Here is an 18,452-nt window from a genome sequence, read left to right on the forward strand (position 1 = left end):
GCTACGAAGGCGCTGCTGACAAGTCGTGTCAGCAGCGGCGGCGACTCAATCCAGATCGGGAAAACGGTCGCTCGGGAATACCGTGCTCTGGCTCAGCCGGAGCACCCGGCCGTTCTTGAAGTGCACATTGAAGCGCAGCAGATAGCCGCCCTGCTCGGGCTGCACATTCCAGTCCCAGACATCCTCGCCGCTGAAGCGGAAGAATACCCGCGTGCGCTCCCGGCCCAGCAGGCGGCTGACCTGTTCCTCGCTCATGCCGGGCGTGATGCTGAAGCGGCTGGCCTCAAGCAGGGTGTCGCGCACGCCGACCAGCTTGCCGGCCGCGTCGAGCTTGACCATGAAGCAGGTGTTGCCGAAGGGCTGGCTCGAATATTCCAGCGTGCGGCCGCCATCGGCGTCCTGCCAGACCTGCACCGGCCGACCGTAGAAGGCCTGCACCTGGTCGGCCGTGCTGATGCCGGGCTGCAGGCGGGCATCGCGCTCCAGCGTGGCGCAGCCGGCCAGCGCGACCAGCAGTGCGGTCATGCAGAGGGTGAGCGATGAATGACGGGGCATGGTGGCCCGATTATCGGCAGCTCCCCTCACAATCGGCCCATGCTTTACGAACTCATCAAACTATTGCATCTGGTCGCCGCCATCGTCTGGATGGGCGGCATGGTCTTCATGCTGTTCGCGCTGCGGCCGGCCGCCGTCGCGACGCTGGAGCCGCAGCCGCGCGCGCGGCTGATGGAGCAAGTCTGGCGGCGCTTCTTCGCCCTGGTGCTCGGGGCCATCGTGCTGCTGTTTGGCACCGGCAGCCATCTCTACACCGCCGCGTACAAGGCCGCCGGCGGCAGCGTGCCGCTGGGCTGGAATGTGATGCTGGTGCTGGGCCTGGCGATGTTCGCGATCTTCGGCCATATCTACTTTGCCGGTTTCCGCAAGTTCCGCCGCGCGCTGGCCGGCGCCCAATGGCCGCAGGCCGCAGCGGCGGCCGGGCTGATCCACAAGCTGGTGTGGCTGAACTTCGTGCTGGGCTGGCTGGCGATCGCGGCTGTGCGGCTACTGGCTTGAGACGGGCGCACCCAGGCCGTTCGGCCTGGAGGCTGGTCACGGGCCTGCCACATCGGCGGCGCAGCATGGCGGCAGCCAACGCCACCAGGAGCCGACCATGCCGCAGCAGTTTTCCCCCCGCCGACGCCAACTCCTGCAGGGCTCCGGAGCCCTGGCCGCCGGCGGCATGGCCAGCATCCTGGGCGGGCTGCAGGTTCGCAATGCGATGGCCGCCACCGGTGGCAAGCAGCTGCTGACGGCGGTCTCGCCCTATGGCGCACTGGCCCCGGTCAATGATCTGAGCACCGGCCTGCCGCTGCTGCAGCTGCCGGCCGGCTTTTCCTACCGCTCCTATGGCTGGAGCGGCGATGCGATGGACGATGGCCGGCCGACCCCGAATGCCCATGATGGCATGGCCGTGGTCGGCGCACGCCGCGTCGGCCGCAGCAGCGAGCTGCTGCTGGTGCGCAACCATGAGCGCGGCCTGGTGGCCACGCCGGCCGAAGCCATCGCCGCGCCGCATGTCTACGCCGACAAGCCGGTCAAGGGCATCATCACCGCCTTCTACGCCGGCCTGCCGATACGCATAGGCGCCAGCGGCGTAGTCACTAACCCGGCCGCGCCGGCGCCGACGCCCTTCAGCGGCTATGTGGCCGGCGGCACCTCGACCTTGCTGATGCGCGACAACCAGTGGGTGGGCGCGCGCGGCTCGCTGGGCGGCACGCTGGGCAACTGCGCCGGCGGCCCGACCCCCTGGGGCAGCTGGCTCAGCTGCGAGGAGACGATCTATGACTTTTCTGGCATTGGCGGCAGGAAGCATGGCTATGTGTTCGAGGTCCACAGCGAGCCGGCCCACACCAGCGCCGAGCCCATCGTCGGCATGGGCCGTTTTGTGCACGAGGCCGTCGCCGTCGATCCGGCCAGCGGCCATGTCTATCTGACCGAGGACAACCGCAATATCAGCGCGCTCTACCGCTATCTGCCGAAGGACAGCAGCGGCCAGCCCGGCAGCCTGCATCGCGGCGGCCGGCTGCAGGCTGCCCGCATCCGTGCGCTGCTGCGCAAGGCGGTGCCGGCCACGCTGGCCCAGGCCAATGATGTCGGCCTGCTGGACCCGCAGATCGGCGACGAGTACGAGCTGGAGTGGGTGGACATCGCCGACCCCGATGCCGACCCGGTGGTGGTGGTCGGCCAGCCCGGCGGCGTCAGCCTGGGCTTTGCTGCCGGCCCGACCCACCAGGCGCTGAGCCAGGGCTGTGCCCGAATGAGCCGCGGCGAGGGCATCTGGCATGCCGCCGGCAAGCTCTACATCGTCGATACCGCGGCCGGTGTCGATCGCAACAACCGGCCCGGTCAGGGCGAGGGTGCGGTCTGGGAGCTGAGCCTGGCGACGATGCGGCTGCGTGCGATCTTTGTCAGCGGCGACGCCAGCGTCGGCAACAACCCGGACAACGTCACCGTCAGCCCGCGCGGCGGCATCCTGCTGTGCGAGGACGGCGGCGCTTCGGCCGATGGCTATGGCAGCGGCTCGCGCCTCTTGGGCCTGAGCCCGGCCGGCGCGGCCTATATCTTCTGCAAGAACCATCTGTTGCTGGAGGCCGGCCCGCTGCAGGCCGCCGGCAAGCAGGTGGCCGCCGGCAGCTACCTCGACTCGGAGTTCTGCGGCGCCTGCTTCGACCCCAGCGGCCGGCTGCTCTTCGTCAATCTGCAGCGACCCGGCCTGACCGTTGCGATCGCCGGCCCCTGGATGCGCGGCAATCTCTAGGCGGCCCGTAGCGTCAGCGTGAACACCGAGCCCGCGCCGGGCTGGCTGCTGACGCTGACCGCACCGCCCATCTGCTCCATCAGCAGCTTGACGATGCTCAGTCCCAGGCCGGTGCCGCTCAGATGGGCGGTGGCCGGCAGGCGCTTGAAGGGCTGGAACAGCTGGGCCTGTTCGGCCTCGGTGAGACCCTGGCCCTGATCCTCGATCGCGATCCGCACCTGGTCGCCCTGAAGCTCGGTGCGCACGCGCACGCGGCCGCCGTGGCGGTTGTATTTGCAGGCATTGCTGAGCAGATTGGCCAGCACCTGGCCGAGCCGCTGCTCGTCGGCCAGCACGCTCAGCGAGGCCGGCGGCGGCTCCAGCGCCAGCTGGATGTCATGCGCCTGCACCTCGCTGGCGACCAGCGCGGCGGCGCTGGCCAGCACCGGCGCCAGCGGCGTGGGCCGGCGCTCGACGCTGAAATGACCCGAGTCGATGCTGCTGATGTCCAGCACATCGTCGACCAGGCGCAGCAGATGGCGACCGGCGCCGCCGATCAGCTGGACGCGGCGCTGCTGGTTCGGGCTCAGCGCGTCGGCCCGGTCCAGCAGCATCAGCTCCGAGAAGCCCAGCACCGCATTCAGCGGCGTGCGCAGCTCATGGCTCAGCCGCGACAAAAACTCCATGCGCGCGGCCGCGCTGCGCTCGGCGGCGGCGATCTCCAGCTCCAGCTGCGCCTGGTGCACGCGGGCGCTGACATCCTTGATCACGCCCACCATGCGGTGGTCCTCCTTGGCCGCGCTGCGAAACATCAGGCCGCTGACCTCGACATGGCGGGCCGCGCCGTCGACGCGGATGCGGAAGCGGTGCCGGAAGAAGGGCTCGGCCGAAGCCAGGGTCTGGTCGAGCTGCAGCTCCAGCGCCGGGATATCGTCGGGGTCGACCTGGGCATGCAGCTGGCTGCGTGCCAGGTTCAGACCCTCAGTTCCGCAGGCCAGGCCGTACACGGCACAGGCGCGCGCGTCCAGCAGCACCCGGTCGCTGCGCTGCTGCCATTCGAACAGGCCCAGGCCATCGCTTTGCGCCGCCAGCGACCAGCGCTGATTGGCCGCCTCCAGCGCGGTCTCGTAGCGGGCCTGGCGGCGCAGCCCGCTGCGCGCCAGCGCGTAGGCCGTCAGGGTCAGCAGCAGCGCGGTCAGGCCGATGGCCAGGGCCAGCGCCAGGTAGGTGCTGCGCGAGGCCTCGCCGAGGGCCTGGCTGAACTGGCGCTCCAGCCCCAGCAGCTCGTTGTCCAGCTCCTCGATCGCGAACATCAGCAGCGCGATACGCGCCAGGCGCTCCTCGCCCGGCGGGCCGGGCTGGGCATGCAACTGCTGCAGCTGCTCGCCCATGGCCTGCAGCCGGAAGATATGGGCATCGCCGCGCTCCCAGGCCTGCACCGAGGGCCGCATCAGATCGCTGCGGCCGGCCCAGCGGTACAGCCGCATCATGCCGGGAATGTCGTCGGCGGCATTGCCGCCGCGCTCGAAGGCCGCCGTCGCCAGGCGCAGATCGGGCGCGGGCTTGTCCAGCTCCAGGCGGGCGGCGCGGTCGCCCAGCGGCACTTGCAGGGCCTGCTGGAAACGCTGCAGCTGCGCCGGCGCGCCGCTGGCGGCATAGGCGCGCAGATGCTTGACGGCCTGGGCGCGTGCCTTCGACCACTGGCTCTCGCCGCCCACATAGGCGCGCGTGGCCGACAGCACATAAAAGCCCAGCAGGCACAGCGCCAGCATCAGCGCGTTGCCGATCAGCAGCGGTGTCAGCACCAGGGCATAGGACAGGCGGCGCTTGCGCGGGACGCTCGCCGCCGGCTCGATCAGGGTCATGGCGCTCCCGTGTGTTGCCACGCTGGTCTTGTCGGGCCGCTGTGCGACCCGTATCGAGTTGTAGGCGACAGTATGCCGGCCCGGCTAAAGCCGCAGGCAGCGAAATATTCGGCGCCAGGGGTCAAGCCGGTGTCAGCCAGCGCGGCGACACTGGGGGCCCAGCCGTTCCGCAAGGCCTGCCATGTCCGTTCAAGACCTGTATCGCCAGAAGCTCCGCAGCGCCGCCGAGGCGCTCGATCAGCTTCGCAACGGCGACTCCATCATCGTGCCCACCGGCGTCGGCGAGCCGCCGGCCCTGCTGACGGCGCTGTCCGAACAGCGCCGGCGCTTTCGCGACATCAAGGTGGCGCAGATCCTGCCGGTGCGCAAGTTCGGCTATTTCGATCCCGAGACGACCGAGCATGTGCGCCATCTGGCCTTTTTCTATGGCGCCGCCTCGCGCGCCGGCGGCCAGGCCGGCTGGATAGACTTCATCCCCAGCTATTTCTCCGAGATGCCGGCGCTGATCGCGCGTGGCCTGATCCCGGCCGATGTGGTGTTTGCGCTGGCCTCGCCGATGGATGCTCACGGCTACTTCGCACTGAGCCTGGGGGCCGACTACACGATGGCCGCGCTGACCAAGGCCCGCGCGGTGGTGCTCGAGGTCAACCCCCATGTGCCCTTTGCCTTCGGCGCTTGCCATGTGCACATTTCCCAGGTCAGCGCCCTGGTCGAGAGCAGCGAGCCGGTGCTGGAGGTGGGTCTGCCCAAGATCGGGCCGGTGCAGCAGGCGATCGGCAAATACGTCGCCGAAATGATCGAGGACGGCTCGACCCTGCAGATCGGCTATGGCGGCATTCCCGACGCGGTGGTGATGCAGCTGACCGACAAGCACGAGCTGGGCGTGCACACCGAAATGATTGGCGACGGCATCATGAGCCTGGTCGAGGCCGGCGTCGTCACCAACAGCCGCAAGAACTACCTGCCCGGCAAGATGGTCGCGACCTTCGCGCTGGGCTCGCAAAAGCTCTACCGCTTCATGGACCGCAACCCGGGCCTGGAGATGCACCCGGTGGACTTCACCAACGATCCCTATCTGGCCGGCCGCAACGACAACTTGGTGGCCATCAACGCGACCCTGCAGATCGACCTGCTGGGCCAGTGCGGCTCGGAGAGCCTGGCCCATCTGCCCTACTCGGGCACCGGCGGCCAGGTCGATTTCGTGCGCGCCGCGAACCGCTCGCAGGGCGGCAAGGCCTTCATCGTGCTGCCGTCCACCGCCAAGGACGACAGCATCAGCCGCATCGTCCCTACCCTGAGCCCCGGCACCCATGTCACGACCGGCAAGAACGACATCAACTATGTGGTCAGCGAGTACGGCGTGGCCCAGCTGCGCGGCAAGAGCGGCAAGCAGCGCGCGCTGGAGATGATCGCCATCGCCCACCCCGACTTCCGCGCCGAGCTGCGCGAGGGGGCCAGGCGGCTGAATCTGCTCTGAGGCGCGGGGGGCTACAGAAACTCCGCCCGGATATCCACCGTCGAGCGCTTGCCCACCTGGGCGAAGTGCTCATCCAGCCAGGCCTGGGCCTGGACTCGGCCGGCATCGCGCAGCTCGCACAGATAGGGCCAGGCGGTGTCCAGCTTGCTGACCACGCCCTGGGCCGCCATCAGCTCGTCGCAGCGGATCGAGTGGATGCGCATCAGGCGGGCGTCCTCGGGCGCGAGCTTGCCGCGATCGATCAGGCCGGTGACGAAGGCGATCGCGCGCATCTCGCGCATCAGCGAGGAGTTGAAGCTGATCTCGTTGACGCGGTTGGCGATCTCGGTGGCGCTGCGCGGCACGCCGCGACGCAGCACCGGGTTGACGTGGACGATCAGCACATCGGCGCTGTCGCTGTCGTAGATCAACGGGAAGATCGCCGGGTTGCCCATATAGCCGCCGTCCCAGAAATACTCGCCGGCTATCTCGACCGCCTGGAACAGCGTCGGCAGGCAGGCGCTGGCCAGCACCGCATCCGGGGTGATCTGCGCGCCGCTGAAGACGCGGATCTTGCCGGTCTCGACATTGGTGGCGCTCAGGAACAGCTTCAGCGGCGGCGCGCGCCGCAGCGCCTCGAAGTCGACCTGGGCCTGGACGATGTCGCGCAGCGGGTTCAGGTTCAGCGGATTGAGCTGGTAGGGTGAGAACAGCTGGGTCAGCGCGGCCGTCCATTGATGCATGGGCGAAAGCTCGGGCGGCACGGCCTGCTGCAAGCCATGCATGAAGGCGTCCAGCCACGGCGCCTGCCAGCTCGCCGGCGCCCGCCCGGCCGCCGCGACGGCGCGCCACAAATCCTCCAGCGCCTGACGTGCCCCGTCGGCGCCGCCGCGCCGCAAGCCATCGGCCAGCGCTACCGCATTGAGGCTGCCGGCGCTGGTGGCGCTGAGCGCCTCCAGGTGCAGCCGGCCGTCGGCCAGCAGGCAGTCAAGCACGCCCCAGGTGAAGGCGCCATGCGAGCCGCCGCCCTGCAGGGCGAGGTTGATGGCTTTGCGGGGGCTCGTTCGCGGCATGGCAGCCACAGTATGCCCCCCAGGCTTGAGGTATCGCCAGCCTGACGCCATGGCGCTACATTGGCCTGGCAGACAACCCGAGAGAGGCGAGCCGGCATGCAAGCAAATCAATGGTTGATGACGGGTGCCGCGTTCGCGGCGTGGACGGTGCTGCTGCTGGGCGCAGTCTGGTGGTGGGCCACTCGCCAGCTGCGGGCCGCTGCGGCACGGCTCGACAAGGTCGACAAGGCCCGCCAGTTCGCGGCCCAGCAGGCGGCCCAGGCGCGCAAGCAGATCGAGGGCCTGCAGCAGGAGCTGGCCGGTCTGCGCCTGGCGGCCCAGGGGCACGGCAAGGGCAATGGCCACGCTGTCGCCGCTGCGCCGCCGGCACCGCGCGATGACCTGCTGCTGCCGCGTGCGGCGCCGGCGCGCGGCGCCGAGCCGCCGTCCGACGGATTTGCCGATACCCAGATCCTGCGGCCGCACCAGCGCTGAGACGGCGTGGCCCGGCCGCGCCGCGCGATGGCGCCGCTTCTGCCATCATCGCGGCCATGCAGTTCGAACATGCCAGCGACCAGGCGCAGTACCGCCGCCCCGCGCACCGCGCCGGGGTAGAGCTCTATCACGCCTCCATCCTGAGCCATCGCTTCGAGCCGCACACCCACGAGGCCTTCGGCCTGGGCGCGATCACGGCCGGGGTCGGCCGCTTCCGCTGGCGCGGCGCCGAGCATCTGGCGCCGCGCGCGACGCTGATGCTGATGAATCCCGAGGACATCCACACCGGCCAGGCCGAGACCGCCGATGCCTGGGGCTACCGCATGGCCTATCTGGACCGCGAGCTGCTGGCCGAGCTCAGCGGCGAGCCGGACTGGTGGTTCGATGCGGCCGTGGCCCACGACGCGGCCTGCGCCGCCGAGGTGGCAGGCCTGATCGCCGGGCTCTGGCGGGCGGGCGATGATGGCCTGTGCTTCGACAGCCGGCTGCTGCTGTTGGTGGAGGCGCTGCGCCGCCATGCCTGCGTGGGCCGGCGGCTGCGGCCCGAGGCCGCGCCCCGCTTTGCGCCAGTGCTGGACTTCATGCGCGCCTCGCTGGATCAGACCCTGAGCCTGGAGCAGCTGGCCGGTGTTGCCGGCCTGAGCCCTTTTCACTTTCTGCGCAGCTTCAAGACCCAGCACCATGCGACGCCGCAGCAGGTGCTGATGGCACTGCGCCTCATCGAGGCCAAGCGCCTGCTAGGCCTGGGCCAGCCGGGCGCCGAGGTGGCCGCCGCCGTGGGCCTGACCGACCAGGCTCATCTGACCCGTGCCTTTGCCGGCCGCTACGGGCTGACGCCGGGGCGCTACCAGCAGCAGCTGGGAGTCGGCCACCGGCTGGCGCTGCGCTAAGTCCTCAGTCCAGACCCATATTGGCTTTTCTTGCCACGGCGCCCAGGCGTTCGTACTCGGCCAGGCCCAGCGCCGTCAGCTCCTGGGCGCTGGAGCTGCGCGGCGTGAAGCCGGCCTGCAGCAGCTTCTCCTTCACGTCGGGCAGGGCCAGGGCCTCGACAAAGGCCTGGTTCAGCAGCTTCAGCACCGGCGCCGGCAGCTGGGCCGGCGCATAGACGCCGAACCAGGGCTCGACCGCATAGCCGGCCAGCCCGGCCTCGGCCAGGGTCGGCACCTGGGGCAGGGCCGGCGAGCGGCTCTTGCCGGCCACCGCCAGCGCGCGCAGCTTGCCGGCCTGGATATGGGGCAGCGATGCCGGCAGATTGTCGAACATCAGGCCCACATGGCCGGCCAGCAGATCGGTGATGCCGGGCGCGCTGCCGCGGTAGGGCACATGGGTCAGCTCGGTGCCGGTCATCTGCTCGAACAGCACGGCCGACAGATGCATCGAGGTGCCCGAGCCGGCGGTCGCATAGCTCATGCCCTTGTTCTTTTTGGCCACGTCGATCAGCTCGGCGACGCTCTTGATCGGCGAGGCCGCATTCACCTCGACGACGATGGTCGAGTAGCCCAGCATGCTGATCGCGCTGAAGTCCTTGCGCGGATCGAAGGGCACGCTTTTGTAGATGTGCGGGTTCAGCGCATTGGTCGAGATGGCGCCAAAGCCTATCGTGTAGCCATCGGGCGCTGCCTTCGCCACCGCGTCCATGCCCAGATTGCCGCCAGCGCCGGGTTTGTTCTCGATCACCACCGGCTGGCCCAGCTTGTCCGCGACCTTCTGGCCGACCGTGCGCGCCACCAGATCGGTGGTGCCGCCGGCCGCATAGGGCACGATGAAGCGGATCGGTCTGACCGGGAAGTCGGCGGCCTGCGCCGGGCCGAGCAGGCCGGTCAGCACGGCGCCGGCCAGCAGGGCGACGAGGCGGCGGCGTGGGTGGGGGATGTGCATGGCGTCGGTCTCCGGGCTGTTATCGAATGTGACCAGCTTAGCCCGCCGTCCGCGTGTAGCGCCGCAACGATGTCCGCAGGCCGCACCGCGATCGGCCGTGCGAAATGGACCGAACCCGGCTCAAGTACGGCCCCCGCCGGCCGATATACAAGGTCTATCCTGCCCTTGGGGGACGCCGCGATGCTCGAGTCCACGACCGCCGCCGAGCGCCTGGCCGCGCTGGCCGCCGAGCGCTATGCGCTGGCGCCCGAGGCACTGGGCGATGCCCAGGCGCTGGCCGGCGTCGATGCCCGCGCCGCCGAGGCCGACGACAAGGAGTGGCTGCTGGCCCGCATCGCTGCGCTGCAGGCGCGCCTGGGCGAGCAGGGCGATGGCGCGGACAACGACGACGTCAGCTGGATGGGCCCGCAAGAGCGCCACAGCCCGCCCGAGGCGCTGCGCCGCATCAAGACCCTGTGCGCGATCTTTCCCGATCTCTATGGCGCGATGCTGGCCGTGCAGCTGACCCATGCGGCCGTCTCGCGCGAGCTGCTGGCCCTGGCCATCAAGCAGTTCCGCCGCGACGCCGAATCGCTCAGCCCCGAAGACCTGCAAGGACTGCTGACCGCCGCACTGAACGGCGGCCGCCAAGGCTTCGACGCCGTGCTGCGCACGCGCAAGGGGGGTGAGCGCAAGACGGTATCCATACCGTGGGGGAGGGATAGTGAGTGAGGGGCGGGCTCGGTCAGCGCAGCAAGGGTCAGGTCTTGCGTGAGCCACGCCGGGCTGCGCCGGCCACCGCAAGCCCGCCGACCAGCATCAGCAGCACGCTGGCCGGTTCGGGCACGGCCGTGACCACGCTGCCGTTTAGCCCGAAGGGCAGGCTGACGCCGTCGCCGTTGTCCAGGATCTGCACAAAGGAGCCGCCGGCGCCGGACTGCATCGCGTTGCCCACGGCCCCGTCCGCCGTGGGCGGAATCCAGGGGCCGGAGCTCAGCGAGCCGGTCATGCTCCAGCTCAGCCAGTAGGAGCCTGCGGACAGCTGTACATCATCGATGTCGGCCACCACCCGGTAGATCGGGCGCACGGTGTTGTTCAGTGCGTTGTGCTGGACCCGGTAGCCGACCTGGCCGCCGTTGGCGAGCCCGGCGGTGCCGGAAGCCACGCGGGTACCGGTGTTGAGGTCGCCGGCCATCAGGCTCCAGCTGACCGTCTGCAGCGTGAAGGCGGTGGCGTTGTTCTGGAAGCTGAAGAAGTCGATGCTGTCGAGCAGCCAGCCTTCCCCGGTGACCGTGAAGTCCTCCGCCACCGCATTGCCTGACTTGGCCTGCGCGCCAAAGCCGAAAAAGGCATCTGAGGTCTGCCGGATCGACCGTCCCTCGGCGTTGACGACGGGGCCATTGCTGTACAGCACATCGGCCTGGCTCAGGCCGGCTGCCGCAGCCAGGCCGAGGGTCATGATCAGGGATTTCACGCGCATGCTCGTTGGTGTGTTCGGGGGGAGGAGCGTGCGCGAGTATGCCTGCTGGCGGCTGGTGTTCAAGGCGTGGGAACCCCTTCAGCCGAGGGGCTGGTTACTTAAGTTGGCAAGTTGCGGATGGTCGGGTCAACGCTGAATCGCTTGCCAGTCCCGGTTTCGATCAGATTGATCGTGAACGAGAAGTCACCGCCGCTGGTCAGTCGGTCGCGCACCGCCACCAGCGTGTCGCTGAGCAGCCAGATGTCCGGGAAATTGGCACCGGGATCGTCAAACACGATGGGGGCTTCCGGGTCGAAGGCATAGCCCGCGTTGATGATCTGGAACTGCACCAGCGAGTTGGGATCAGTCACCGTCACCAGCTCGGGCGAGCAGATGGCGGTGGGCGGGTCGGTCAGATTGCTGCCGGTGACATTGAAGGTCAGGACGGGTTTTTCGGGTGTGCTCATGGTGTATCTTTCCCTGTGAGTTGACGCGCCGCAGTGGCTGCGGGCTTGATCATCTGCAGAAGCTCAACATAGTCCGGATGCCGGTATGTTGTGGCTGCCACCTTTTCGGCCAGGGCGCGCGCTTCTTCAGGGGCGCCGAGCAAAAATCTTGTCTGAGCGTGCAAAGTCACCGACTGGGCATCGAGGGTTGGTCCTGCGGGCCGCAGATATTCCTCAGCTGCATGCCAGTACCGGGATGCCTGGGCCGCAGTCTCGGGAGTTTGGGCTAGCAGGCGCCCGAGCCGTAAGGCCGCCCGGCCGACGGCAAGCCGCTGTTCTGCATTGAGCGTCTTGTCCCCGCCTTCAATGTCTTGCATTTCTTTCAGATAGTGGCGTAGCGGCTCTATCGCTGCGGTGCCATCCAGCTTTGCTTGCAGGGTTAGCAACTGACCCCGCAGTAGGCATTGCAAGTCAAGCTTCCCAGGATTTGCGCTGATCAGCCTGGAAACATCGGTGTGCAGTGTGGCCGCTAGGGCTTGGGCTTGAGCGAGTTGCCCCAGATGATTTAGCACTTCAGCTTGCCGCAGCTGTATCGCGCTCAGACTTTGCAGCCACTCTAGATTGTCCCGATCTAGCGACACCAACGCTTGCTGCGTCTGCGCCGCTCTCTCTGCCCAGAGGAGGGCTTGTTCTCCCTGGTCGAGAAAAAAGTGCATTCGACTGATTTGATGCTGACTGGATGCGAGCAAACTTTGAACCTCTCGGTTCTCGGTCGCTCCAGGGGTATTGCGAAGGGCCTCGATCCTTTCCTTATCAGTCGCCAGTGCCGCAGCATAGTCACCGAGCATGAAGTTAGCGCGCGCGATCCAACCCAGAGTGTTGGCCTGTTCGAGATAGAGCTCCGGTCGCTGCTCGACGACTGAACGCCAGCTGGCATCGGTACGCCGGAACTCATCGAGCGCGGCCCGCGCCCGGCCCTGATCCAGTGCCAACACGCCCAGATTCTGCTGCGCGAAGGCGCGCTCGGTGCGCCAATCCACATTGCCGGGTTCCAGTGCGCTCAGTCGCTCTGCCAGCTGCAGATACTGCTGGAAATGCCTTTGTGCTTCCTCCATTTGGCCGCGGCGGCGTGCGATGAAGCCGACCCAGTAGGCGCTTTGCGCGTGCTCGAACACTACTGCACCCTTGTCCGGGTGGCGGGCCAGCAGTTCGCCGGTGCTGGCGGCGGCCTGGCGGAAGAGCTGGTCGGCTTCGTCGAGCTTGCCGCGTTTCTCGGCGATCTCGCCCATCAGGTGCAGGGCGCGGGCGCGCCGCCCCAGCGAGCTGGCGTCCATGCCCGAGAGCTGCTGCTGCGAGTAGTAGCCTAGCGCCTTGTCGCCCACCGCGTCCATCACGTCCAGCCGCCCCACCGGCTCGAGTTTCTTGCGCAGATCGCCCAGCATGAACTCGATCAGGCCTTCGGCTTGGTCGCGCTGGTGCTGGGCCTCGCGGCCTTCGTGGATGGCAACGCCCAGGCCCAGGCCCAGTGCCAGCACGACGCCGCTGCCGGCCGCCACGCCCAGGCGGTGGCGGCGCAGAAACATCGCGCTGCGGTACCAGGCGCTGTCGGGCCGGGCGCTGACCGGCTCATGGGCCAGCCAGCGGCGCAGATCGGCGGCCAGCAGCTCGGCGTTGGCGTAGCGTTCGGCGGGCTTTTTCTTCAGCGCTTTGGCGACGATGGTGTCCAGGTCGCCGCGCAGCGTGCGGGCACGCTCGGCAATCACTGGATTGGCCTGGCGACGCGCGGCCTCGGACAGGCGCTTGGGCTCGGTCTCGACGATGGAGCGCATGCGCTCCAGCGGCGTGGTCGAGGGCTCGGCCTTGGCCGTGGGGTGGATGCCGCTGAGCAGCAGATAGAGCAGCACGCCCAGCGCGTAGACATCGGTGGCGGTGCTGACCTCGCCGCCTTGCACCTGCTCGGGCGCGGCGTACTGCGGTGTGAAGGCGCGGCCGGCCTGGCGAGTCAGCTCGGTGGCGGCGCCGCCCGCGCCGTCCTCGGCCTCGCCGTCCAGCAGTTTGGCGATGCCGAAGTCCAGCAGCTTGACCTCGCCGGCGCGGTTGACCAGGATGTTGCTGGGCTTGAGATCGCGGTGCAGGATCAGCCGGTTGTGCGCATGGGCCACGGCGGCGAGCACGTCCAGAAAAAGGGTGATGCGCGCGCGGGTGTCGAGCTGCCGCTCCTCGCAGAAGGCGTCGATGGGCTGGCCGTCGACATACTCCAGCACCAGATAGGGCTGGCCGCTGCGGGGTCCGTCCTCGGCGCTGATGCCGGCATCGAGCAGCCGGGCGATATGCGGATGCGAGAGCTTGGCCAGGATCTGGCCCTCGCGGGCAAAGCGGCCGGCACTGCCGGCGCCGAACAGGCCGCTGGCCAGCAGCTTGATGGCGACCTGGCCTTCGAAGCGCCCATCGGTGCGCCGGGCCAGCCAGACGCTGCCCATGCCGCCCTGGCCGATCTCGTTTGCAAGTGTGTAGGCGCCGAGCGTCTGGCCGGGCAGGGCGAGCACAGGCTGGTCCAGCATCGGAGGCAGGGCGGGACGGGCCATGAAATCCTGGCCGCCCAGCGCCGCGTCGCGCGCCAGCAGGGCCTGTAGGTCCTCGGCCAAGCCCGGGTCCAGGGCCTGAACTGCTGCCAGCCGTCCGGCGCGCGCCGGCTCGTCCAGGTCCAGCAACTCGTCCAGCACCGGGCTGAGCTGCAGCCAGCGCGCCTTGTCGATCGGGCGGCCGCCGCTCATGAGCCCAGTGCCAGCGACAAAAACATCCGCGCCTTCTGCCAGTCGCGCTGCACGGTGCGCTCGGTCACGCCCAGCGCGTCGGCGATCTCGGCTTCGAGCAGGCCGCCGAAGTAGCGCATCTCGACCACCTGGGCCAGGCGCGCATCGACGGCGGCCAGCTCGGCCAGCGCCTCGTGCACACGCAGGATCTCCTCGTCGCGCTGCGGCGGCAGCTCGGCGACGGCGGTGTTGAAGGTGACCTGCTGCAGCTCGCCGCCATGGCGCTGGGCCTGGCGGCTGCGGATCTGGTCGATCACGACGCTGCGCATCGTGCGCGCCGCATAGGCCATGAAGTGCTGGCGGTCGGCAAAGTCGAGCTGGCCGGCCTGCTGCAGGCGCAGCCAGGACTCGTGCACCAGGCCGGTGGCGTCCAGCGCGGTGGGCTGGCCGGCGCCGGCCAGGCGCAGGCGCTGGCCGGCCAGGCGACGCAGGTCGGCGTAGAGCAGGGCGACCACCTGGTCGGCGGCCAGGCGGTCGCCCTGGCCGGCGGCGCGCAACAAGGTGGTGATTTCGCTCATGCAGGGCCGGACTCTAGCAGCCGTCCATGGCTTAGGGATGGCGCTTTTTTCGGTGGCGTGTCGGGTTGGCGGCGCGGATCGCGTTCTACAGAAGAGAGGGCATGGCGGGCTGGGCTCCGGTCAGGGAGGTCGGGTCACGGCCGGTCATGTCCCTCTCACCGTGTTTCCCCACCTTTTACCGACCAGACTTCCCATGAAGGACAACACCCTGAGCGGCAAGAACCCCGCATGCGGCCCGGCCGAGCGGCCGACGCTGCGCGCGCAGCTGCAGCTGCTGGAGGACTTGCCAGCTTTCGCCGCGCTGCTGGACCGACAGCTGGGCCATTGCCGCCGCCATGGCGCGCGCGCCACCGTGCTGCTGATCACGGTGGATCCGCAGGCCGGCGTCGCCGAGGCGCCGTCGCCGGCCACGCTGAAAGCCCTGCTGCAGGCCATTGGCGCGCGGCTGCTGGGCCGGGTGCGCGGCAGCGATGTCGTGGCCCAGGTCGGCGAGCGGCGCTTCGGCCTGGTGCTGATGGACGCCGGCCGGGCCGAGGCCGATGTGGTGCGGGCGCGCCTGCACAAGGCCTTGTGCGGGCCTTATGGCGTGGAGGAGCAGCGGCTCTATGTGGCGCTGCGCATGGGCGCGGCGGTCTACCGCGAGGCCGGCATGACCGGCGCCGAGCTGGCCCAGGCGGCCGAGGGCGCGCAGCGCAGCGCCGATGTGCTGGGGGGCGTGCGGGCGCCGCTGGCGGTCGTCAAGACCTGAGCCGGCGCGGGCGCTCAGCCGCCGATGCCGGCATCGGCCATCAGCAGCATGCCGGCCAGCAGCAGACCCAGCAGGGCCAGCAGCGTGCAGGCCCACAGCCCGGCCAGCAGATGAGCTTGCAGACGCGGCAGCGGCGGGAACCAGGGTGGCTTGTGCATGGGGATCTCCCGGTGCAGACCGGCTGTTATTGAGCACCCGACCGACCGGCGGGGTCAAGCCCGGCGCAGCAAGCCGGTACAAGACCGCCCACCGGGCCTGCGTCATAGTGGCGCCATGTTTGCTGGAACCCTGTTTGCCCTTGCCGCCGGCCTGATGTGGGGCCTGGTCTTTGTCGCGCCACTGATGCTGCCGGACTATCCGGCGGCGCTGCTGACCGTGGGCCGCTACCTGGCCTTCGGCCTTATCGCGCTGCCGCTGGCGGCGATCGACTGGCGCGATCTGCGCGCGCTGACGCGCAGCGACTGGCTGGAAGCGGCCAAGCTCAGCGCGATCGGCAACTTTCTCTACTACCTGTGCCTGTCGGCGGCGATCCAGCGTGCCGGCGGGCCGCTGCCCACCGTCATCATCGGCACCCTGCCGGTGGTGATCGCGATCTGCTCGAATCTGCGCGATCACCGGCGCGATGGCCATCTGCCCTGGGCCCGGCTGGCGCCCTCGCTGCTCTTGATTGCCAGCGGCATCGCGCTGGTCAACCAGGTGGAGCTGGCCCAGTTGTCGGCGCAGGGCTCGGCCGAGCAGCTGCGCCGCTATGCCGAGGGCGGGCTGCTGGCGGTGGCGGCGGTGGCCTGCTGGACCTGGTATCCGATCCGCAATGCCGACTGGCTGCGCGCCCACAAGGACCGCAGCCCGCGTGCCTGGGCCACGGCGCAGGGGCTGGTGACCCTGCCGATGGCGCTGGCCGGGCTGGCGCTCTTGCCGCTGCTGCAGGCCAGCGGCCTGCTGGCCGCCGAGTTCGCGCTGCCGCTGGGGCCGCGGCCCTGGGCTTTTGTCGGCCTGATGCTGGCGGTGGGCCTGTGCGCCTCCTGGCTGGGCACGCTGTGCTGGAACGAGGCCAGCCAGCGCCTGCCGACCTCGCTGGTGGGGCAGCTGATCGTGTTCGAGACGCTGGCGGCGCTGGCCTATGCCTTCATGCTGCGCGGTGAGCCGCCGCAAGCCCTGACCCTGGCGGGCATCGTGCTGCTGGTGGCCGGCGTGATCTGGGCGCTGCGGGTCCGGCCGGTCGTGACTTCTTCCTGATTCGGCCACCCTCTCAAGAGGGAAGTGCGGCGCCCGGGCCACAGCGGGCCCGCTGGCTGCGGGTATAACCGCGAGCCAGAACAGCCGGTGCGCGACAGCACCGGGCGAGGGAGCGGGAATGAGCGTAAGAAGACAGATCAGGGCGGCCGGCTGGGCGCTGGCGGCGGCCCTGGGCCTGCAGGCCTGCGGCGGCGGGGGTGGATCGGCCGGCGAGCCCTTGCTGGGAGGCAGTGGCGGAGGCAATAACAACGGCGGCGGTGGCGTGGTGGTGACGCCGCCCACCGGCCCGCTGCCCGCCAGCGAGACCCTGGCCCAGCAGTGCGCGGCCGGCAACGAGCTGGCGCCCTCGGGCCGGCGCAACAGCAGCCTGGAGGTCGAGAAGCGCTGGATACGTTCCTATATGGACGAGGACTATCTGTGGCGCGAGCAGGTGCCGGCGCGCGACCCGGCCGCGCCGCGCTACAGCGGCAGCGAGGTGCAGCGGGCGCTGGCCGCCTATTTCTACGATCTGCTGACACCGCAGCTGACCAGCAGCGGCGCCGAGCGCGACCGCTTCAGCTTCATGGTGGCCGAGAGCGAATGGCAGCGCGTGATGCAGGCCGGCGTGTCGCTGGGCTATGGCCTGGAGTGGACCCAGGCGGCCAGCACGCCGCCGCGCGGCCTGCGCATCGCCTATATCGAGCCCGATGGCCCGGCCGCCCGGGCCGGTCTGCGGCGCGGCGACCGGCTGCTGTCGGTGGACGGCATCAGCAGCGACACCAATGACGAAGCCCAGTGGCGCCAGCTGCAGGCCGCGCTGTACCCGAGCGAGCGCGGGCGCAGCCACCAGTTCCGCTTCGAGCCGCGCGGCGGCGGCGGCGAGCGCCAGCTGACCTTGGGCGGCACGGAGATCAGCCGCACGCCGGTGCCCCAGGCCCAGGTGCTGACGGCGGCCGACGGCGCGCGGGTCGGCTACCTGGTCTTCCATGACCACAATCTGCCGGCCGAGGCTCAGCTGAGCACGGCGCTGCGTCGCTTTGGGGAGCAGGGCGTCAGCGAGCTGGTGCTGGACCTGCGCTACAACGGCGGCGGCTATCTCTTCATCGCCTCGCAGCTGGCCTATATGATCGCCGGCCCCGGGCCGACCAGCGGCCGGGTGTTCGAGCGCCTGCGCCACAACAGCCGGCGCCAGGCCGAGAACGAGGACATGGGTTTCCGCGGCCAGTCCTGCCAGCCGCAGAACGGCCAGTGCAGCCAGCAGCAGGCCCTGCCCAGCCTGAATCTGCGGCGGGTCTACGTGCTGAGCCAGTCCGGCACCTGCTCGGCCAGCGAGTCGCTGATCAACGGCCTGCGCGGCATCGATGTCGAGGTGGTGCTGATCGGCGGGCGCAGCTGCGGCAAGCCCTATGGCTTCAGCGGCCGCGAGAACTGCGGCAACCGCTATATGGCCATCGAGTTCGAGGGCGTCAATGCCAAGGGTTTTGGCGACTATGCCGACGGCTTCGTCCCCGGCGGCAGCGGCGGCAGCGGCGTCGGCGCCAGCGTCAAGGGCTGCGAGGTGGCCGACGATCTGGGCCGCGAGCTGGGCGACCCGCAGGAGGGCCAGCTCGCCGCCGCGCTGCAGCACCGGCTCAGCGGCCAGTGCCCGGCACCGCAGGCCAAGATCCAGTCCCATCGGGGGGGCGAAGGCGGCCTGGCGGCGCAGCTGCACAAGCCCTGGCTGCGCAACAACCGGCTACTGGGCCAGTAGGT

18 protein-coding genes are annotated in these 18,452 nt (G+C 69.5%); 9 read left to right on the forward strand and 9 right to left on the reverse strand.

The genetic code is table 11. The features are described from left to right. Window positions 1–45: 45 nt before the first annotated feature. Window positions 46–525: an outer membrane protein assembly factor BamE gene (locus tag O5M90_RS18740; RefSeq protein WP_269839924.1), complete on the reverse strand. Its 480-nt coding sequence runs from the start codon at window positions 523–525 to the stop codon at window positions 46–48. Window positions 526–594: 69 nt separating this feature from the next. Between O5M90_RS18740 and O5M90_RS18745 the strand changes: the two genes are divergently transcribed. Next, a complete protein-coding gene (locus O5M90_RS18745; RefSeq protein WP_137943905.1) occupies window positions 595–1,053 on the forward strand; it encodes a DUF4149 domain-containing protein in 459 nt (152 codons plus the stop codon). A gap of 97 nt (window positions 1,054–1,150) precedes the next feature. Continuing rightward, window positions 1,151–2,797, forward strand: a complete 1,647-nt coding sequence (locus tag O5M90_RS18750; RefSeq protein WP_440402249.1) for a PhoX family protein — start codon at window positions 1,151–1,153, stop codon at window positions 2,795–2,797. Here the strand turns inward: O5M90_RS18750 and O5M90_RS18755 are convergent. Next, complete coding sequence (locus O5M90_RS18755; RefSeq protein WP_269839926.1) at window positions 2,794–4,641, reverse strand: sensor histidine kinase; 1,848 nt, start codon at window positions 4,639–4,641, stop codon at window positions 2,794–2,796. The genes O5M90_RS18750 and O5M90_RS18755 overlap by 4 nt on opposite strands. A gap of 181 nt (window positions 4,642–4,822) precedes the next feature. Between O5M90_RS18755 and O5M90_RS18760 the strand changes: the two genes are divergently transcribed. Next, window positions 4,823–6,118: an acetyl-CoA hydrolase/transferase family protein gene (locus O5M90_RS18760; RefSeq protein WP_269839927.1), complete on the forward strand. Its 1,296-nt coding sequence runs from the start codon at window positions 4,823–4,825 to the stop codon at window positions 6,116–6,118. Window positions 6,119–6,129: 11 nt separating this feature from the next. On the opposite strand, the gene O5M90_RS18765 is transcribed toward O5M90_RS18760, so the two are convergent. After that, window positions 6,130–7,170, reverse strand: coding sequence for a patatin-like phospholipase family protein (locus O5M90_RS18765; protein WP_269839928.1), 1,041 nt, complete (start codon window positions 7,168–7,170; stop codon window positions 6,130–6,132). A 96-nt stretch (window positions 7,171–7,266) separates the two neighbouring features. On the opposite strand from O5M90_RS18765, the gene O5M90_RS18770 reads away from it, so the two are divergent. Continuing rightward, on the forward strand, window positions 7,267–7,644 hold the full coding sequence (locus tag O5M90_RS18770; protein WP_269839929.1) for a hypothetical protein: 378 nt from the start codon (window positions 7,267–7,269) through the stop codon (window positions 7,642–7,644). A 56-nt stretch (window positions 7,645–7,700) separates the two neighbouring features. Continuing rightward, on the forward strand, window positions 7,701–8,534 hold the full coding sequence (locus O5M90_RS18775; RefSeq protein ID WP_269839930.1) for an AraC family transcriptional regulator: 834 nt from the start codon (window positions 7,701–7,703) through the stop codon (window positions 8,532–8,534). A gap of 4 nt (window positions 8,535–8,538) precedes the next feature. Here O5M90_RS18775 and O5M90_RS18780 read toward each other — a convergent pair whose 3' ends face one another. Beyond that, entirely contained in the window at window positions 8,539–9,522 is a 984-nt protein-coding gene (locus O5M90_RS18780) for a Bug family tripartite tricarboxylate transporter substrate binding protein (RefSeq protein ID WP_269839931.1), read from the reverse strand. Window positions 9,523–9,702: 180 nt separating this feature from the next. Between O5M90_RS18780 and O5M90_RS18785 the strand changes: the two genes are divergently transcribed. Further along, entirely contained in the window at window positions 9,703–10,233 is a 531-nt protein-coding gene (locus tag O5M90_RS18785; protein WP_269839932.1) for a hypothetical protein, read from the forward strand. A 28-nt stretch (window positions 10,234–10,261) separates the two neighbouring features. Here O5M90_RS18785 and O5M90_RS18790 read toward each other — a convergent pair whose 3' ends face one another. The 4 genes from O5M90_RS18790 to O5M90_RS18805 all read right to left on the reverse strand — a co-directional run bounded on the left by O5M90_RS18790 (window position 10,262) and on the right by O5M90_RS18805 (window position 14,737). Beyond that, window positions 10,262–10,975: a PEP-CTERM sorting domain-containing protein gene (locus O5M90_RS18790; RefSeq protein WP_269839933.1), complete on the reverse strand. Its 714-nt coding sequence runs from the start codon at window positions 10,973–10,975 to the stop codon at window positions 10,262–10,264. Between the two features lie 104 nt (window positions 10,976–11,079). Beyond that, on the reverse strand, window positions 11,080–11,427 hold the full coding sequence (locus tag O5M90_RS18795; protein WP_269839934.1) for a hypothetical protein: 348 nt from the start codon (window positions 11,425–11,427) through the stop codon (window positions 11,080–11,082). Beyond that, entirely contained in the window at window positions 11,424–14,180 is a 2,757-nt protein-coding gene (locus tag O5M90_RS18800) for a protein kinase domain-containing protein (RefSeq protein WP_269839935.1), read from the reverse strand. Before O5M90_RS18800 ends, O5M90_RS18795 begins: the two co-directional genes overlap by 4 nt. After that, window positions 14,177–14,737 (reverse strand): ECF-type sigma factor, encoded by a 561-nt coding sequence (locus O5M90_RS18805; RefSeq protein ID WP_269839936.1) that lies wholly within the window; start codon window positions 14,735–14,737, stop codon window positions 14,177–14,179. The genes O5M90_RS18800 and O5M90_RS18805 overlap by 4 nt, the downstream gene beginning before the upstream one ends. Before the next feature lie 193 nt (window positions 14,738–14,930). On the opposite strand from O5M90_RS18805, the gene O5M90_RS18810 reads away from it, so the two are divergent. Further along, window positions 14,931–15,485: a diguanylate cyclase domain-containing protein gene (locus tag O5M90_RS18810; protein ID WP_269839937.1), complete on the forward strand. Its 555-nt coding sequence runs from the start codon at window positions 14,931–14,933 to the stop codon at window positions 15,483–15,485. Window positions 15,486–15,499: 14 nt separating this feature from the next. On the opposite strand, the gene O5M90_RS18815 is transcribed toward O5M90_RS18810, so the two are convergent. After that, entirely contained in the window at window positions 15,500–15,643 is a 144-nt protein-coding gene (locus O5M90_RS18815; protein ID WP_171018335.1) for a hypothetical protein, read from the reverse strand. Between the two features lie 115 nt (window positions 15,644–15,758). Here O5M90_RS18815 and O5M90_RS18820 point away from each other — a divergent pair, with 115 nt between their 5' ends. Together O5M90_RS18820 and O5M90_RS18825 are read left to right on the forward strand one after the other, a co-directional pair. Further along, window positions 15,759–16,721, forward strand: a complete 963-nt coding sequence (locus O5M90_RS18820) for a DMT family transporter (protein WP_137943920.1) — start codon at window positions 15,759–15,761, stop codon at window positions 16,719–16,721. A gap of 118 nt (window positions 16,722–16,839) precedes the next feature. Beyond that, window positions 16,840–18,450, forward strand: coding sequence for a S41 family peptidase (locus O5M90_RS18825; protein WP_440402253.1), 1,611 nt, complete (start codon window positions 16,840–16,842; stop codon window positions 18,448–18,450). The last annotated feature ends 2 nt before the right edge of the window (window positions 18,451–18,452 follow it).

Source organism: Paucibacter sp. M5-1 (assembly GCF_027498415.2).
GTDB lineage: Bacteria > Pseudomonadota > Gammaproteobacteria > Burkholderiales > Burkholderiaceae_C > Roseateles_E.

Excerpts from the sequence above, each read along its gene's own strand:
- O5M90_RS18740 (WP_269839924.1), bottom strand. The coding sequence starts at position 525 with ATGACCGCACTGCTGGTCGCGCTGGCCGGCTGCGCCACGCTGGAGCGC.
- O5M90_RS18745 (WP_137943905.1), top strand. The coding sequence starts at position 595 with ATGCTTTACGAACTCATCAAACTATTGCATCTGGTCGCCGCCATCGTC.
- O5M90_RS18750 (WP_440402249.1), top strand. The coding sequence starts at position 1,151 with ATGCCGCAGCAGTTTTCCCCCCGCCGACGCCAACTCCTGCAGGGCTCC.
- O5M90_RS18755 (WP_269839926.1), bottom strand. The coding sequence starts at position 4,641 with ATGACCCTGATCGAGCCGGCGGCGAGCGTCCCGCGCAAGCGCCGCCTG.
- O5M90_RS18760 (WP_269839927.1), top strand. The coding sequence starts at position 4,823 with ATGTCCGTTCAAGACCTGTATCGCCAGAAGCTCCGCAGCGCCGCCGAG.
- O5M90_RS18765 (WP_269839928.1), bottom strand. The coding sequence starts at position 7,170 with ATGCCGCGAACGAGCCCCCGCAAAGCCATCAACCTCGCCCTGCAGGGC.
- O5M90_RS18770 (WP_269839929.1), top strand. The coding sequence starts at position 7,267 with ATGCAAGCAAATCAATGGTTGATGACGGGTGCCGCGTTCGCGGCGTGG.
- O5M90_RS18775 (WP_269839930.1), top strand. The coding sequence starts at position 7,701 with ATGCAGTTCGAACATGCCAGCGACCAGGCGCAGTACCGCCGCCCCGCG.
- O5M90_RS18780 (WP_269839931.1), bottom strand. The coding sequence starts at position 9,522 with ATGCACATCCCCCACCCACGCCGCCGCCTCGTCGCCCTGCTGGCCGGC.
- O5M90_RS18785 (WP_269839932.1), top strand. The coding sequence starts at position 9,703 with ATGCTCGAGTCCACGACCGCCGCCGAGCGCCTGGCCGCGCTGGCCGCC.
- O5M90_RS18795 (WP_269839934.1), bottom strand. The coding sequence starts at position 11,427 with ATGAGCACACCCGAAAAACCCGTCCTGACCTTCAATGTCACCGGCAGC.
- O5M90_RS18800 (WP_269839935.1), bottom strand. The coding sequence starts at position 14,180 with ATGAGCGGCGGCCGCCCGATCGACAAGGCGCGCTGGCTGCAGCTCAGC.
- O5M90_RS18805 (WP_269839936.1), bottom strand. The coding sequence starts at position 14,737 with ATGAGCGAAATCACCACCTTGTTGCGCGCCGCCGGCCAGGGCGACCGC.
- O5M90_RS18810 (WP_269839937.1), top strand. The coding sequence starts at position 14,931 with ATGAAGGACAACACCCTGAGCGGCAAGAACCCCGCATGCGGCCCGGCC.
- O5M90_RS18815 (WP_171018335.1), bottom strand. The coding sequence starts at position 15,643 with ATGCACAAGCCACCCTGGTTCCCGCCGCTGCCGCGTCTGCAAGCTCAT.
- O5M90_RS18820 (WP_137943920.1), top strand. The coding sequence starts at position 15,759 with ATGTTTGCTGGAACCCTGTTTGCCCTTGCCGCCGGCCTGATGTGGGGC.
- O5M90_RS18825 (WP_440402253.1), top strand. The coding sequence starts at position 16,840 with ATGAGCGTAAGAAGACAGATCAGGGCGGCCGGCTGGGCGCTGGCGGCG.